Below are 13,272 nucleotides of genomic sequence, written 5' to 3'. Positions count from 1 at the left end.
CTAATACCTCCTTACTGGCAAGACGATTGTGTTTCCTTTTGTTTGATGTGCTTTAACAATTCGTCCTCCTGATCGATTTGAAGTAAAAGAAATTGCAATGTATCAAACTCAGGACATGAACTATTTATTGAATAATAGCGCCATTGCCCTCTTCTATCCTCATTTACAAAACCCGCATTTTTTAATTTTCGCAAATGCTGGCTTATGGCAGGCTGACTCATTTCAAACATATCAACCAATTGACAGACACAATACTCTTTTTCAAGAAATAATTTCATCATCATAAGCCTTGTTTGATCACTAAGTGTTTTTAAACAGTGGGTCATCGCTGCAACTCCTATTTTTGTATCAACAGCCAAATGAACTCCTCCTTCAAATGAATATATATCAAATCATTATATATGGGCCAAAAACAAAAACCTGTGTCACTGCCCACGCCACCATAGCGCCAAAACAAGTGAATCTTTAGATTTTGTTACACCGTATTATATAAGTTTTCATTTATATAATCAATCGTTTATATGAGGAACATCAAATAAATAGGAGTGAACAGCTTGAGAAATCGAAAACTTGGTATTGATTATTCTTTGGAAGACTTTGAAGGATGCCCCGTTGAGACAACATTAGATAACATCGGGGGTAAGTGGAAAGGCATTCTCCTTTATCATCTCATTGACGGTAAAAGAGGTTTATTGAATTTGAAGATTATATCCTAAAATTACCCAACGTATGCTTGCTTTACAATTAAGGGAATTGGAACGAGATAGCGTGATTCACCACGAGGTTTATAAACAGGTAGGTCCCTCCAAAAGTGTAATACTCTTTAACCGTGTATGGAAGAACATGAAGAACTGAGAAGAAAAGGACAGAGACAGAATCAATAAAATGGAAACAACACGTAAAGCTGAAGAAGAAATCTAAATTCAGCAATATAAAAAAATACCAAGGGCATCAAAACCCTTGGTACCTTCTATGATTGAGACCCTCACCAATTATCACGCGCAAGACCTCAATCAAAACGTTTTGATTATATCACTAGCGGCATGTTCTAACCATATGGTGGCAAAGAGAGCTACCGTTAAAAGGTCATTTTTTTCTAATGATTATTAAGTTTTCTAAAATTGCTGCCCTTCACTTCAGCTACGTCATATACGGTGACAAAGGCTGTTTTATCAATATCATTAATGATTTCCTTTAGTTTGGTTTCTTCTAAGCGGTTGATGACACATGTGATTTCTTTAAACTTCTCGTGGGAAAACCCCCCGTAAGCGTCTTTATATGTGGCGCTTCGCCCTAATTGATCACGTATGGTCTCTACCATTAATTGAGGTTCGGCGGTAATAATTTGAAAGGTTTTAGAACCGCTTAAGCCTTCCTCAACGACATGAATCATTTTGGATGCAATGTAGTAAGCAATAACTGAAAGCAATGCCCCTTGTAAGCCAAATACAGTGGAAACAAAAATAAACACAAAAAGGTTTAAGAATAAAATGAGATCGCTCGTTCCGAATGGCAGTTTTCGGGATAGCAGCACAGCAAGCATATCAATTCCATCTAATGCGCCGCCATTACGCAGCGCCAGCCCCATTCCGAATCCAAGGATAATCCCGCCAACAACGGTGATTAACAAGGTATCTCCCTCTATAATAGCGGGTGTGTGGTGGAAAAAGCTTGTCCCCGCGGCGAGTGATATGATTCCGATAATTGATAACAACGCAAAGCTTGTTCCAATTTGCTTATATCCTAACCAAACAAACGGAATGTTAATAACAGCAATAAGAATCCCCAACGGCAAATTGAATAGCTGTGAACCAACAATGCTGAGGCCTGTCACCCCTCCATCAGAGACACTGTTCGGAATCAAAACTGTTTCTAATCCATATGCCGCTATAATTCCTCCGATAATGACCATGATGACTTGCAGTATCTTTTTCACTTTAAATTTCTTATGTTTTTCGATTCTATTCATGCCATTCCTCATTTCTTAAATATTTCGTTATATTTAACTATACCATAATAGATTTTTTCTGCTAAAGACATGCTTTTATTTAGAAGGATGAATCAGGTATTTTTGAAGCAGGCTTGCTCCCGACACCACTTTTATCCTGCATACACCGCAGAATAACAGATCCTAAAGATAAGGTAACCTTTTATGACTTAGAACATTCAGCATGTACCTGAGATATCTATGTTTTATACCACCTCTTTGAATTCAGCATGGCGGGCAAATAAAAGGCCTCTTCAGCAACCGGTTTAAAGCATATGAAAACAAAAAAAATACCAAGGAACTCAAATTCCTTGGTATCATTCATGCGGCGGGAGATTTACGGATAATTTATCCACCGTAAGCATCTAGGTAAAAAACACCGAAAATCCTGATTTATTTTGATATGATACTTAAAAAAAGGAGGTTTTATTACAATGAACAGCTTGTGCCGCAGCAAACAAGCGCCATTTGAATTCACCTTATCTCTTATAGGAGGCAAATGGAAAATGAGAATCCTTTATGAGTTAGGATGTGAAAAAACGATGAGATACGGCGAGCTGAAACGGGCTATGCCCTTAATCACCCATAAAATGTTAAGCTCACAGCTTAAGGAATTGCAAGCTGACGGCCTTATTATTCGTACAGAGGTTTCCCAAATCCCCCTCAAAGTAGAGTATTCGTTATCAGACAGAGGGCTTTCTTTGTATCCCATCATAGATGAAATGTGCAAGTGGGGACAAACACAAGGCTCACCTCATGAGTAAAAAAATACTTACAAAAAAGTGCGTACTTGTTTGCCGATGGGAGGAATTTTATACTGAATAAAAATCATTTGTTAGGAGAAAAAGATGACAAAACAAATCTATATTATTCATGGCTACAGAGCCTCCTCAACAAACCATTGGTTTCCATGGCTGAAAAAACGTCTGCTCGCAGATGGGTTGCAAGCAGACATATTAAATATGCCTAATCCGCTTCAGCCAAGACTTGGAGATTGGCTGGATACACTCTCTTTATCTCTACACACTTTAAATGAAAATACGTATATTGTTGCACACAGCGTAGGATGCCCCGCCATTTTGAGGTTTTTGGAACATATTCAATTACGTAAACAACTTGGCGGAATCATACTTGTTTCTGGCTTTGCCAAATCATTGCCCGCTTTAAAGATGTTAGATGAATTTACACAGGGATCGTTTGATCATCAAAAAATCATCGAGGCCGCGAAGCACCGTGCTGTCATCGCTTCTAAGGACGACCAAATTGTGCCTTTTTCATGGAGCAAGGATCTGGCACAACAAATTGACGCTGCGTTATATGAAGTCCAGCACGGGGGTCATTTTCTAGAAAATGAGGGTTTTACTTCTTTGCCTATTGTTTATGATGTTTTAACCTCTTATTTTTCAAAAGAAACTCACTAAAATCTTTCACCCATCAGCTTATTCAATCGAGCCCGCTTTAGGAAAGCGGGCTTTCTGAGTTATTGTTTCATCAATACCGATAACTCACCTTCAAATACTTTTTCTTCTTTATGATTATAAGTAGATAACAAAACAGTAAGTATTCCCAACTCGTTTCTCTTTGGCTGCTTATCAAGAACCTTAACGATTGTATGCAGTTCATCATCTGGATAAACGGGTTTTATGAATCTAATATGATTCATTTCTGTTCCGGCAATCACATCGTCGCCATAGAAACCTTCTTCAATCCAAAGTTTAAAAGAAATGGCTAGCGTTTGTATGCCAGAAGCGATAATTCCATTAAATCTGCCTTTATTCGCTTTTTCTTCATCTACATGCATATACTGAGGGTCAAATTCACTTGCAAACCGCATAATATCATCTTTTGTTAATGTTTTAGATTTCGTTTTAAATACCTGACCAATTGTAAATTCATCTAACTTCATTCTTACACCTCTATTTTGTCATTTGTGTACTTGTTTATTTTAGCACTGTGACATCAGCAAATAAAAAATTACATTTACAGCTTCATCAATTACCTATCATCCAATGTGGTTGATGCTGAGTTATCACGTAAAAAAGGATTTAGGGGTTCCAATTAAAAGAGCATCCAAGACTTATCATGGGCTGGAGAGACTGCGGGCACTCATATCTTCAGTATTGTCATTCATTGCTGTGGATATTTTAAAAGCCATCATCTCCTAATGATTCCTGATGGATCTCAACTTGATTTCACTCTTCACACAGTTCTTCCCTAGTGATACTATCGATCGTTCCTGAGTTTTAGCAGCTCTGAAAATTCGTCGCCTTAACCTTTTAGAATATCAAAAACTGAAAGCAACTTCATATCTTCCAAGCCGCTTTCAGCTTTTTTATGCCTTCTCGTATGTTGAATTCAGAAACCCCTGCAAATCCAAGTGAGACCGTTTTTGTAGGAGGATGGTCTTTGTAGGAAAGAGATACAGGATAAATTTTCACTCCATATTCCTTTGCCTTCTCAATTAACTCTTTTTCACTAAATGGCAAATAAACGTCAAGTAAGATACGAAGTCCAGAGTTTTCTCCGCGAATTCTGACATGCTCCCCTAATTCTCTTTGCACAGTTTCTAGTAAAATGGCTCTTTTTTTACGGTAAAGCTTTCTCATCCTGTTGATGTGTTTTTGCCACTCTCCATTTTTTATAAAGTCGGCTAGCGTGAGCTGACTGTGGCAGGACACCGTTTGCTTATATAAGGACGTGATCTCATGGCCTTTTTTTAAAAGAGGCGAAGGAAGAATCATATAGCTGATACGCAGCGAGGGAAGAAGAGACTTAGAAAAAGTGCCCATATAAATGACACGATGATGCTGGTCAAGCCCTTGTAGGGAAGGAACTGGCTGTCCCGTATATCTAAATTCCCCATCATAATCATCCTCTATGATAAAAGATTGATTTTCAGCCGCCCATTTGAGCAGTTCAATTCTTCTGTTAATCGTCATAATGGTTCCCAGCGTAAATTGGTGAGAAGGCGTGACATATACAAGGTTTGGCTGCTGTTCTTTGATCTTCTGTATACAGATTCCTTCATCATCGACTGGTATAGGAAGAATATTCATACGATTGGCTTCAAAAATCTTGCGTGCTCTTGGATAACCTGGGTCCTCATATCCTATGAAAATATTCGGCTCAAAAACCTGGCACAAGATTTGCAGAAGAATAGGGTTCCCGGCACCTATGATGACTTGTTCAGGGGCACAATGAACACCGCGTGATTGATACAGGTACTCTGTAATGAGTGTTCTCAGCTCAAACTCTCCTAAAACATGTCCCGGCCGATAAAGCTCGTGGCCATATTGGTCTAAACTATTGACCATGCTTCTTCGCCATGCGGAAAAAGGGAAGTAAGAAGAATCTACATTTCCATAGTGAAAATCAATCCATTGTTTATGTTCTTGTGCTTTTTCTTGACTTGGTGATGCGCTTGGTATTTTACGATACGCAAAATCAGAATCATGATAATCAGCAAACCATCCGCTTCTTGGCTTGCTCACGATATAGCCCTCAGCAGCAAGCTGTTCATAGGCACGTTCTACAGTCGTTTGACTGATGGAAAGCTGACTCGCCAGGAGTCTTTTGGAAGGGAGCTTCATTCCTTTTTGAATACGCCCCTGATGCATGTTTTCTTTGAAATAGCGATAAAGCTGCTGATAAAGCGGAATATCCAGATTTCTATTCAAAAAAGGCGTGATATCCATTTGGGTTGTTCTCCTAACTGGTATGCATTTTTTTGTGAAAACTGGCTGTTTATAAAAGGCCAATTCCAGTTTATAGTCATTGTAATCCTTAGATACTGGTTTTGTTAAGAAAATCCAGATCATTAAAAAGAAGTATATTTGGAGTGATTGCAATGAACAAAACAACAAATGGCTGGATAAATGGTTTTATAGGCGTACTCATTTTCAGCGGCTCGCTGCCTGCAACCCGCTTGGCTGTGTCGGACTTCGACCCGTTGTTTCTCACCGTATGCCGCGCTGCGATAGCTGGTATATTGGCTGGAGGTCTCCTTCTCATCTTCCGGCAGCAGCATCCTGCCAAAAGAGACATCATTTCACTACTGGTGGTAGCATTCGGCGTGGTGATCGGCTTCCCGTTGCTGACAGCCTTAGCGCTTCAGTATGTCACATCCGCACATGCCATTGTCTTTGTTGGGCTTCTTCCGCTCGCGACGGCGATCTTCGGCGTCCTGCGCGGAGGCGAACGCCCCCGCCCAGTCTTCTGGATATTCTCAGCTGCTGGCAGTTTACTAGTAGCAGGATTCGCTCTGATTCAAGGAGGAGGATCATCCCCGCTCGGCGACGCGTACATGCTGGCTTCTATCGTCGTATGCGGTCTTGGTTATGCAGAAGGGGCTAGGCTTTCACGGCGTCTGGGGAATTGGCAGGTAATCTCTTGGGCGCTCGTTCTATCGCTACCTCTTATGCTGCCTTTGTCGTTCTTTTTTACACCAGACTCATGGTCGGGTATCGGCGTGCCTGCGCTGCTCAGTCTTGCCTATGTGTCCTTATTCAGCATGCTGATCGGCTTCGTGTTCTGGTATCGAGGTCTTGCCCAAGGCGGGATTGCGGCGGTTGGGCAGCTGCAGCTTCTCCAGCCCTTCTTTGGACTGCTGCTTGCCTCAGTGATTCTGCACGAGAAAGTGGGCTGGGCACTCGTTGCAGTGAATATCGCCGTTATTATGTGCGTGGCTGCTGCTCGGCGATTTGCAAAGTAAGGCAGACCTTTAGAATAAAAAATACATGAAGGCATAAAAAATACCAAGGGCCAGCAACCCTTGGTATCACTCATGTGGCCGAGAGGACTTGTATCCCCGCTTAGCCCTTATCAAAGTGAAAAGGTCTTTCTATTTGTTAATCACAATCGATAATTTATAATTGACATGCTTGTTTAATTCCACTAAAAATTGATCTAGCATCTCATTAGACGGAAATTTGCATTCAAGAAGATAACAGCCATCCCCGCTAATTTTATAATTATTGATGACATATTTGTCTTGTGTTTTTATAAATGACAGATATGGCTGATGATGGGTGCTTTTTATATAGATATTAAGCAAAGCATGTATATAACACCCTAATTTCACTTGGTTCACTTTGATTGTGTATCCCTCAATTACTCCGTTATCTTCTAATTTGGCAACCCTCAAGGCGGCTGCTTGCCCAGTTAAATGAACTTTCTCGCCTAATTCCTTCATCGTAATACGGCTATTTTTAGATAACTCTTCTAATATTTGCATGTCTGTGTGATCCAACATGAAATCCAATCCCTTCAATATCCAATTAAAAAAATCATCCTGTTTCATCATCTTTCTATAAAGGTGCGGGCCTGCACATGACTTTAAAATTCGCTTCTTTTAAAGTACCCCGATTCTACCTTAGTGACAATTTATACAAAATAAAATACATATTTTCAAAAATCAAGTCAATCGACAGAAAGACTTGATTTGTTCCATGTATTTATTCAGCGGCTATATGTAAACTATACGCATACTATAGAAAAGGAGTTTTATACATGAACATTCAACAAATTCGTAATGCTACACTTGTTGTCAAATATGCAGGCAAAACATTTTTAATAGATCCCATGTTAGCTGAGAAGGGTGCTTACCCTCCATTCCCAAATGCACCAAGACAAGATCAAAACAACCCTTTGGTTGAACTGCCAACATCTGTTGACAATATTATTAAAGATATTGATGCTGTTATTGTTACTCATTTACATTATGACCATTGGGATGAGGCAGCTAAAGAGGTATTGCCAAAAGATATCAAGCTGTTCTCCCAAAATGAAGAAGATGCAAAAGAAATACGAAATGCCGGTTTCAAAAATGTCGAAGTGTTAACCAAAGACACAGTCTTTGAAGGCATTCAACTGATGAAAACAAAAGGCGAACACGGAAGAGGAGAAATTTTAAAACTTGCTGGTCTTGTATGCGGTGTTGTGTTCAAACACAAAAGTGAGAAAACATTATATATCGCTGGAGATACAGTCTGGTATGATGCGGTTCAAGAAGAGATTGAAACACATCAGCCGGACATCATTGTAGTGAACGGCGGCGATAATCAATTCTATGAAGGCGGTTCTCTCGTCATGGGTAAAGAAGATATCTATGAAACCTATAAGGCTGCTCCAAACGCAAAAATCATCGTGAGCCACATGGAAGCTGTAAACCATTGGGGATTATCAAGAGAAGAATTAAAATCGTTTATCAATGAAAAAGGAATCTCCTCTCATGTGTTAGTGCCTGATGATGGCGAATCATATTCATTTTAAATGTTTATGTAAGGACAGGAGGGGCCACAAGAAAAGTACGATGCCCTAAAAGACTTCTGCCATAAAGACTTTGTATGCTACCCACAATTAGATACACCGTTTTCAGGTGTAGAAGGTTTAGTAGAATCTGAAAAGAAAAAATGCCAATTCAAGCGATGATCGCTGAAGGCGACCTTGTAGCTGTTTATTTTATATGTGAAGGTAAACATACAGGAACCCCATTTGCCGGTGTCCCTGCAACGGGAAAATCCGTTACGTTTTCTCTTATGATATTGTTACGTATTTCTGACGGTAAAATGATTGAGCATAGATCACATGTGGATGTGCGTGACATTCTTCGTCAGCTTGGCGTTCCTGCCTAAAAAAGCTAATGAGAGAAATAAGAAAATCATTTTACTTTAGAGACCAAGCAATGCTTGGTCTCTTTTTTATATCCTATCCCACTCGTTCCAAAACTTTGAAGTTCATACACTGGCTCCTAATGTTGCACTAGCTACATGTCAAATCATTGATGAAACAAGAAAACAACAAACATTGCATAGCTCTATATGGAAGTTCCTTGATGAAAAATGGCAACTATTCTTTCATCAAGGAACAAAAACGAATTAAGGTTGGTTATTCTAATAGAGTTGCTGCCACTTCCTTCGATGACTCCGTAACATGGACAAGATTGATCCAAAAACGTTTCTTTTTTCAAACAAATTTCAAACGATCATATCTATTACATGGTAATATTTAGTTGCATGACTTTTATATGAAGCTGAAACCTAGTTGATGGAGAGGAATGAAAGAATGAGGAAACTCCAAAAGATATTTTACTGCAATGCCGCCTTGCTGCTGATCGCCTTATTGCTTGCTGGATGTACGGGCAGTAAGAACGAAGAATCAAAACAATCTTCGGATACTGATTCTGCTGTACAATCTGAACAAATTCATAATAAGACTGAAAACAGCAACAAAATAGGCAAAGATCAATCAGAGCCAACAACAGCATCAGAAGAATCCGCAATGGATGAATCAAGCGAAACCTCTTCAGAAGAAGTAAAGAACGAGGAGAAAGGCAAAGAAGACAATGTATTGGCAGCATATTCTTCTGAGAAAATCGAATATGCCCGGGTTTGGCTGCAGCTTGGATCAAATCAAGAGATAGATGAATTGAATGTTCGACACATTTCAGCTGGCAAACCGATCAATCCTAATGATAACACCAGTGCCAGCTATCCAGAAGATGTGATCCAGTTAGCAGGTTCTCGATTAGTGGATGGATCAGTCACTTATCATGGAAATGGAGATGGCACGATTCATGTATACAATGTCCCTTTACGTTGGGATTCCGCCGATGATTTAGATCAAGGCGTCATGCAGGAAGTGACTGAGAATATCATTAAAAATGCAAAAAAGGTGTACGTTGATCCAGGCGACAATGAAAAAATCAAGCAACTCATTGAAATTATGATGATTCATTAATCAGTAAACAGCGGATAACGCATATCACTTCATTTATTGATATTTGGGCCTTGATTAACTTTTAATTAAGGCTTTTTTACACATTCCTCGACATCTCAGCGTATCTATTTTTTCAATGCACACACTCATTATTGCTTCTTTCGAATCTTTTTTGTTTTTAGGAATGCGAAGCATTTTGAGTAACTAGTAATACTTAGAGTTCGAATGGAAAATTACTAATCCTTTAATCCCTTTCCATCGAGAATTTTTTGCACATATTTTTCAACCCTCGCCTCTCGGGTTTTGGATTGTTTGGCTTGAGAAAAGTGAAGAATGTATGCTCTTTGCCGCCCTGGGGTCAATGCTTCAAAAGCTGTTTTCAAGGCAGGGATTTCATCGAATTTATTTTGAAGTTCTTCAGGAATTTTATATTCTGTATTCTTTTTTAAATCCACTTCCAACCCGGCTTTTTCAACTTCAATGGCTTCATGAATATAGGCTTTCAAGATCGTTTCCATTTCATCAATTTCTTGAACATTGGTGAACCGAATCTGGCGTGCCGCCTGTACATTCTCCGTTTGTTGAATGAGAATCCCATGGGTATCCTGTAACAAGGCACCTTTATGAAACAAAAGCGCACAATATTCTTTAAATCCATGTATTAAAACGATGTTCTTATTATTAAGCGTGTAACAAGGATGCTTCCACTTCAATTCTTCGGTCAGATCACAGTCAAGAACGATAGCTCTCAACTTCTCATATTCTTCCTTCCACTTTTTCGCTTTACTTATAAATTCATCAACCTTAGGATTCGTTCTGTTATTTGTCATCAGAAACTCCTTCTTTCCGAGCAGTTTGCTTTTTCTTTTAGCTGGATACTAAAAACAGGTTCATAGGCTTGGTCGTACATTTCCTCTCCATTTTTTAATAACACTCTTGATTTTTCTCGTTCGCCATCTCTTATCCCTGCCTTGTCAATTTTATTTTTGACATCACGCTATTTGTTTTATTCCTATATTATTTACTCAATAGATTACGATTAAGGTGAAGATTATGCAATAACAAAAGAAAGGCTTAGACGAGCTTCAATAAAAACGATAATAGGTGTTTATGGACACTTTTTCCCCAAGAAACTGCTGACTGATTAGTGGACTTTCTTTAGGTAAAAGGGAAATTTGTGGGCTGTTGACATTTTTCTCGTCGAGATACATCTCCTGTTTTATAATAAATGTTATGCCCCGTTACACTTTGCTTTCCGAGTGTCTCACCCAAAGCAAGCATCAGCATCAAGGGCTATATCTATGTCCACAACATCAAAATCTACAAAAAAGAAGGCCTCTTTCCTCGAAATTAGGGATAAAGCCTTCTAACCTTGTTTTATGATTTCATTGTCACTGTGACAGTTCAATAAAAGGAACTATTTTATGATTTTAACTTCTTTATGCCTGCCAATTAACAAGGTTCCTACAACACTAGCTATGCTAACTAAAGTTCCTGTAACAGAAACAAGAATTGTCAAAAAGCCATTGGGAATAAGAAATCCAATTGGAATAAGCCCCATAAAAGTTAAAACGATAAAACATTGATATACTCCTGAAATTATTCTTACAACCAAGTTACCAAAAAAGGACATGGCTAAAGGAGGGATAAATAAAAATATAACGATCCCAATTGAAATCATTAAAATAATAGGCTCATCAAGTGAAATGACATGATCTCCAGGTGAATCTTTACCAGCTACTAGTAAAACAACGATAGACATAATCAGTGTAAGAAAAACCAAAGAAAACCTTTTTAACAACGTTATAACTCCTTTTTAAATGTACTAAAAACGGGCATTCTGCTTTTTTCAATTTCCATAAACAATTTTATGTTATTTACTGTAGAATATGAGTGCAATTCTATTTTTCATTAATTCTTCTAGTGAATTCTGTATTTTTCGCTTACTTTCATTATCCAAGCAATATCAATTCGTTTACGCCGGCCTCGTGACAACTTCACTTTCTTTTTCACCAAATCACGCATTAAAACCTTTATCTAACAATATAACAATTTAATGGAAATTAAGCAATTTAGAACTTACAGCACTGCTAGCAGCACTGCTAGATCAATAGGAGCAAAAAGAAATCTCAAAACAAACCACTGAATAATTGTTGCAGTATTCACATGTCTTGTAGCGTGTTTAAAAAACCTGTACAAATACAGGTGAAGAACTTACTTTATTTCATATGAGTGATCCTGCAAAACTGTGCACGGAATATCGGGTAGATACATTTCACTCCTGTTATTCTCTTGTTAAAGGAGGTCAAATAAATGGATTCGCTTAAAAGTATGAATCGTGCATTAAAGTATATTGAAGAAAACCTCACGAACGATATTGATTTTAAAGAAGTCGCAAAGCTTGCTTTCTGCTCTGAGTATCATTTTAAAAGGATGTTTTCCTTCCTTGCAGGTGTTTCATTATCGGAATATATTCGTCGCAGACGTCTCACTCTTGCAGCTTTTGAACTTAAAGACAGCAATGTAAAAGTGATTGACATTGCAATAAAGTACAGTTATAAGTCACCGGATTCTTTTGCACGGGCATTTCAACATTTGCATGGCATAAGACCATCAGAAGCTAGAAATAATGGCCATTCACTTAAAGCTTATCCACCGATGACCTTCCAGTTATCAATCAAAGGAGGAAGTGAAATGAACTATCGCATTGAAGAAAAAGAAGCATTTCGCATCGTTGGCATTAAAAAAAGAGTTCCTATTATTTTCAAAGGAGTTAATCCAGAAATTGCATCCATGTGGGAAAGTTTAGATGCAGCTGCAATAAATACTCTTAAAAAGCTTTCTAATGTATCGCCTTTGGGACTCATTAGTGCATCCACGAACTTTTCTGAAGGCCGGACAGAGGAGAATGGCGAACTTGATCACTATATTGGCGCAGCCACAACGAAACAGTGTCCAGATAGCTTCTCACAGCTTGAAGTTCCAGCCTCAACGTGGGCTGTATTCGAAGCAATCGGGTCATTTCCGGATACACTGCAAGAAGTATGGGGACGCATCTATTCCGAATGGTTTCCATCATCAAATTATGAACAAATAGAAGGTCCAGAAATACTGTGGAACGAGCATAAGGATGTAACATCGCCATCTTTTAAAAGTGAAATTTGGATACCGATTTCAAAAAAGTAATTTTTACGATGAAGTAAGAAGAATTGCAGGGTCTTTAAGGAAGGGGTCTCACCCCTTCCTTCTTATGCACAGCTCGACCAGCGGCAATTTTGCAATCATCGTTTGAAACGCTGTTTACATCTACAAAGTGAATAAATGTTGAGATACCACTTAGGATTCGGCTGATCTTCAATTACATCTCCCCTTTTTTGTGTTTCGTCTCGTCCCAATACTCTACGATACTATTCATTTGATAGCTCTACATTTTCCTGATGATGATGAAAATATCAGGTGATCTCCCATGAACCTAGTTTCAGGCCAGAATATTTGTGAGATTCCTATTTTTTCCTCCATAATAAAAAAGAACCTCTTTAGGCTCTTTTTAATCTCAATTTTCCTGATTA

The 13,272-nt window shown here is 38.6% G+C and carries 14 protein-coding genes and 1 pseudogene; 8 read left to right on the top strand and 7 right to left on the bottom strand.

Annotation, left to right across the window (positions count from 1 at the left end):
* Positions 1 to 11: 11 nt before the first annotated feature.
* Complete coding sequence (locus Q5C82_RS18490; RefSeq protein ID WP_032727362.1) at positions 12 to 326, bottom strand: metalloregulator ArsR/SmtB family transcription factor; 315 nt, start codon at positions 324 to 326, stop codon at positions 12 to 14.
* Positions 327 to 575: 249 nt separating this feature from the next.
* Between Q5C82_RS18490 and Q5C82_RS18485 the strand changes: the two are divergent.
* Positions 576 to 814: pseudogene (locus Q5C82_RS18485) on the top strand (winged helix-turn-helix transcriptional regulator); the annotation flags it as partial.
* Positions 815 to 1,096: 282 nt separating this feature from the next.
* On the opposite strand, the gene Q5C82_RS18480 reads toward Q5C82_RS18485, so the two are convergent.
* Positions 1,097 to 1,969, bottom strand: coding sequence for a YitT family protein (locus Q5C82_RS18480; protein WP_003225269.1), 873 nt, complete (start codon positions 1,967 to 1,969; stop codon positions 1,097 to 1,099).
* A gap of 452 nt (positions 1,970 to 2,421) precedes the next feature.
* Here Q5C82_RS18480 and Q5C82_RS18475 point away from each other — a divergent pair, with 452 nt between their 5' ends.
* The gene (locus tag Q5C82_RS18475) at positions 2,422 to 2,751 is read left to right on the top strand and encodes a helix-turn-helix domain-containing protein (RefSeq protein WP_003225267.1); all 330 of its coding nucleotides are present in this window, start codon (positions 2,422 to 2,424) and stop codon (positions 2,749 to 2,751) included.
* 84 nt (positions 2,752 to 2,835) lie between these two features.
* Complete coding sequence (locus tag Q5C82_RS18470) at positions 2,836 to 3,408, top strand: alpha/beta hydrolase (RefSeq protein WP_003225263.1); 573 nt, start codon at positions 2,836 to 2,838, stop codon at positions 3,406 to 3,408.
* A 59-nt stretch (positions 3,409 to 3,467) separates the two neighbouring features.
* Here the strand turns inward: Q5C82_RS18470 and Q5C82_RS18465 are convergent, their stop codons facing one another.
* Together Q5C82_RS18465 and Q5C82_RS18460 are read right to left on the bottom strand one after the other, a co-directional pair.
* Positions 3,468 to 3,893 (bottom strand): MaoC family dehydratase, encoded by a 426-nt coding sequence (locus tag Q5C82_RS18465; protein ID WP_003225262.1) that lies wholly within the window; start codon positions 3,891 to 3,893, stop codon positions 3,468 to 3,470.
* A 397-nt stretch (positions 3,894 to 4,290) separates the two neighbouring features.
* A complete protein-coding gene (locus Q5C82_RS18460; protein ID WP_003225260.1) occupies positions 4,291 to 5,682 on the bottom strand; it encodes a PLP-dependent aminotransferase family protein in 1,392 nt (463 codons plus the stop codon).
* Positions 5,683 to 5,834: 152 nt separating this feature from the next.
* Between Q5C82_RS18460 and Q5C82_RS18455 the strand changes: the two genes are divergently transcribed.
* The gene (locus Q5C82_RS18455; RefSeq protein WP_003225258.1) at positions 5,835 to 6,698 is read left to right on the top strand and encodes a DMT family transporter; all 864 of its coding nucleotides are present in this window, start codon (positions 5,835 to 5,837) and stop codon (positions 6,696 to 6,698) included.
* Positions 6,699 to 6,827: 129 nt separating this feature from the next.
* Here Q5C82_RS18455 and Q5C82_RS18450 read toward each other — a convergent pair whose 3' ends face one another.
* On the bottom strand, positions 6,828 to 7,238 hold the full coding sequence (locus Q5C82_RS18450) for an Lrp/AsnC family transcriptional regulator (protein WP_003225257.1): 411 nt from the start codon (positions 7,236 to 7,238) through the stop codon (positions 6,828 to 6,830).
* Positions 7,239 to 7,495: 257 nt separating this feature from the next.
* On the opposite strand from Q5C82_RS18450, the gene Q5C82_RS18445 reads away from it, so the two are divergent.
* The 3 genes from Q5C82_RS18445 (at position 7,496) to Q5C82_RS18435 (ending at position 9,724) form a co-directional block, all read left to right on the top strand.
* Positions 7,496 to 8,257: an MBL fold metallo-hydrolase gene (locus tag Q5C82_RS18445; protein ID WP_003225255.1), complete on the top strand. Its 762-nt coding sequence runs from the start codon at positions 7,496 to 7,498 to the stop codon at positions 8,255 to 8,257.
* A 140-nt stretch (positions 8,258 to 8,397) separates the two neighbouring features.
* On the top strand, positions 8,398 to 8,619 hold the full coding sequence (locus Q5C82_RS18440; RefSeq protein WP_003225253.1) for an ester cyclase: 222 nt from the start codon (positions 8,398 to 8,400) through the stop codon (positions 8,617 to 8,619).
* A 430-nt stretch (positions 8,620 to 9,049) separates the two neighbouring features.
* The gene (locus Q5C82_RS18435) at positions 9,050 to 9,724 is read left to right on the top strand and encodes a hypothetical protein (RefSeq protein WP_003225252.1); all 675 of its coding nucleotides are present in this window, start codon (positions 9,050 to 9,052) and stop codon (positions 9,722 to 9,724) included.
* A 215-nt stretch (positions 9,725 to 9,939) separates the two neighbouring features.
* Here Q5C82_RS18435 and Q5C82_RS18430 read toward each other — a convergent pair whose 3' ends face one another.
* Complete coding sequence (locus Q5C82_RS18430) at positions 9,940 to 10,533, bottom strand: YdeI family protein (RefSeq protein ID WP_003225250.1); 594 nt, start codon at positions 10,531 to 10,533, stop codon at positions 9,940 to 9,942.
* Between the two features lie 587 nt (positions 10,534 to 11,120).
* Positions 11,121 to 11,504, bottom strand: a complete 384-nt coding sequence (locus Q5C82_RS18425) for a hypothetical protein (protein WP_003225248.1) — start codon at positions 11,502 to 11,504, stop codon at positions 11,121 to 11,123.
* A 512-nt stretch (positions 11,505 to 12,016) separates the two neighbouring features.
* On the opposite strand from Q5C82_RS18425, the gene Q5C82_RS18420 reads away from it, so the two are divergent.
* The gene (locus Q5C82_RS18420; RefSeq protein ID WP_003225245.1) at positions 12,017 to 12,889 is read left to right on the top strand and encodes an AraC family transcriptional regulator; all 873 of its coding nucleotides are present in this window, start codon (positions 12,017 to 12,019) and stop codon (positions 12,887 to 12,889) included.
* Positions 12,890 to 13,272: the final 383 nt, after the last annotated feature.

This window comes from uncultured Bacillus sp., assembly GCF_958411575.1.
GTDB lineage: Bacteria > Bacillota > Bacilli > Bacillales > Bacillaceae > Bacillus > Bacillus spizizenii.
This window is presented reverse-complemented; position numbering and strand designations above follow the sequence as displayed.

Bases quoted from the DNA above. Each gene is read 5' to 3' on its own strand.
- Q5C82_RS18440 (WP_003225253.1), top strand. From the start codon at position 8,398: ATGCCAATTCAAGCGATGATCGCTGAAGGCGACCTTGTAGCTGTTTAT.
- Q5C82_RS18455 (WP_003225258.1), top strand. From the start codon at position 5,835: ATGAACAAAACAACAAATGGCTGGATAAATGGTTTTATAGGCGTACTC.
- Q5C82_RS18475 (WP_003225267.1), top strand. From the start codon at position 2,422: ATGAACAGCTTGTGCCGCAGCAAACAAGCGCCATTTGAATTCACCTTA.
- Q5C82_RS18465 (WP_003225262.1), bottom strand. From the start codon at position 3,893: ATGAAGTTAGATGAATTTACAATTGGTCAGGTATTTAAAACGAAATCT.
- Q5C82_RS18470 (WP_003225263.1), top strand. From the start codon at position 2,836: ATGACAAAACAAATCTATATTATTCATGGCTACAGAGCCTCCTCAACA.
- Q5C82_RS18445 (WP_003225255.1), top strand. From the start codon at position 7,496: ATGAACATTCAACAAATTCGTAATGCTACACTTGTTGTCAAATATGCA.
- Q5C82_RS18490 (WP_032727362.1), bottom strand. From the start codon at position 326: ATGACCCACTGTTTAAAAACACTTAGTGATCAAACAAGGCTTATGATG.
- Q5C82_RS18480 (WP_003225269.1), bottom strand. From the start codon at position 1,969: ATGAATAGAATCGAAAAACATAAGAAATTTAAAGTGAAAAAGATACTG.
- Q5C82_RS18460 (WP_003225260.1), bottom strand. From the start codon at position 5,682: ATGGATATCACGCCTTTTTTGAATAGAAATCTGGATATTCCGCTTTAT.
- Q5C82_RS18435 (WP_003225252.1), top strand. From the start codon at position 9,050: ATGAGGAAACTCCAAAAGATATTTTACTGCAATGCCGCCTTGCTGCTG.
- Q5C82_RS18450 (WP_003225257.1), bottom strand. From the start codon at position 7,238: ATGTTGGATCACACAGACATGCAAATATTAGAAGAGTTATCTAAAAAT.
- Q5C82_RS18430 (WP_003225250.1), bottom strand. From the start codon at position 10,533: ATGACAAATAACAGAACGAATCCTAAGGTTGATGAATTTATAAGTAAA.
- Q5C82_RS18420 (WP_003225245.1), top strand. From the start codon at position 12,017: ATGGATTCGCTTAAAAGTATGAATCGTGCATTAAAGTATATTGAAGAA.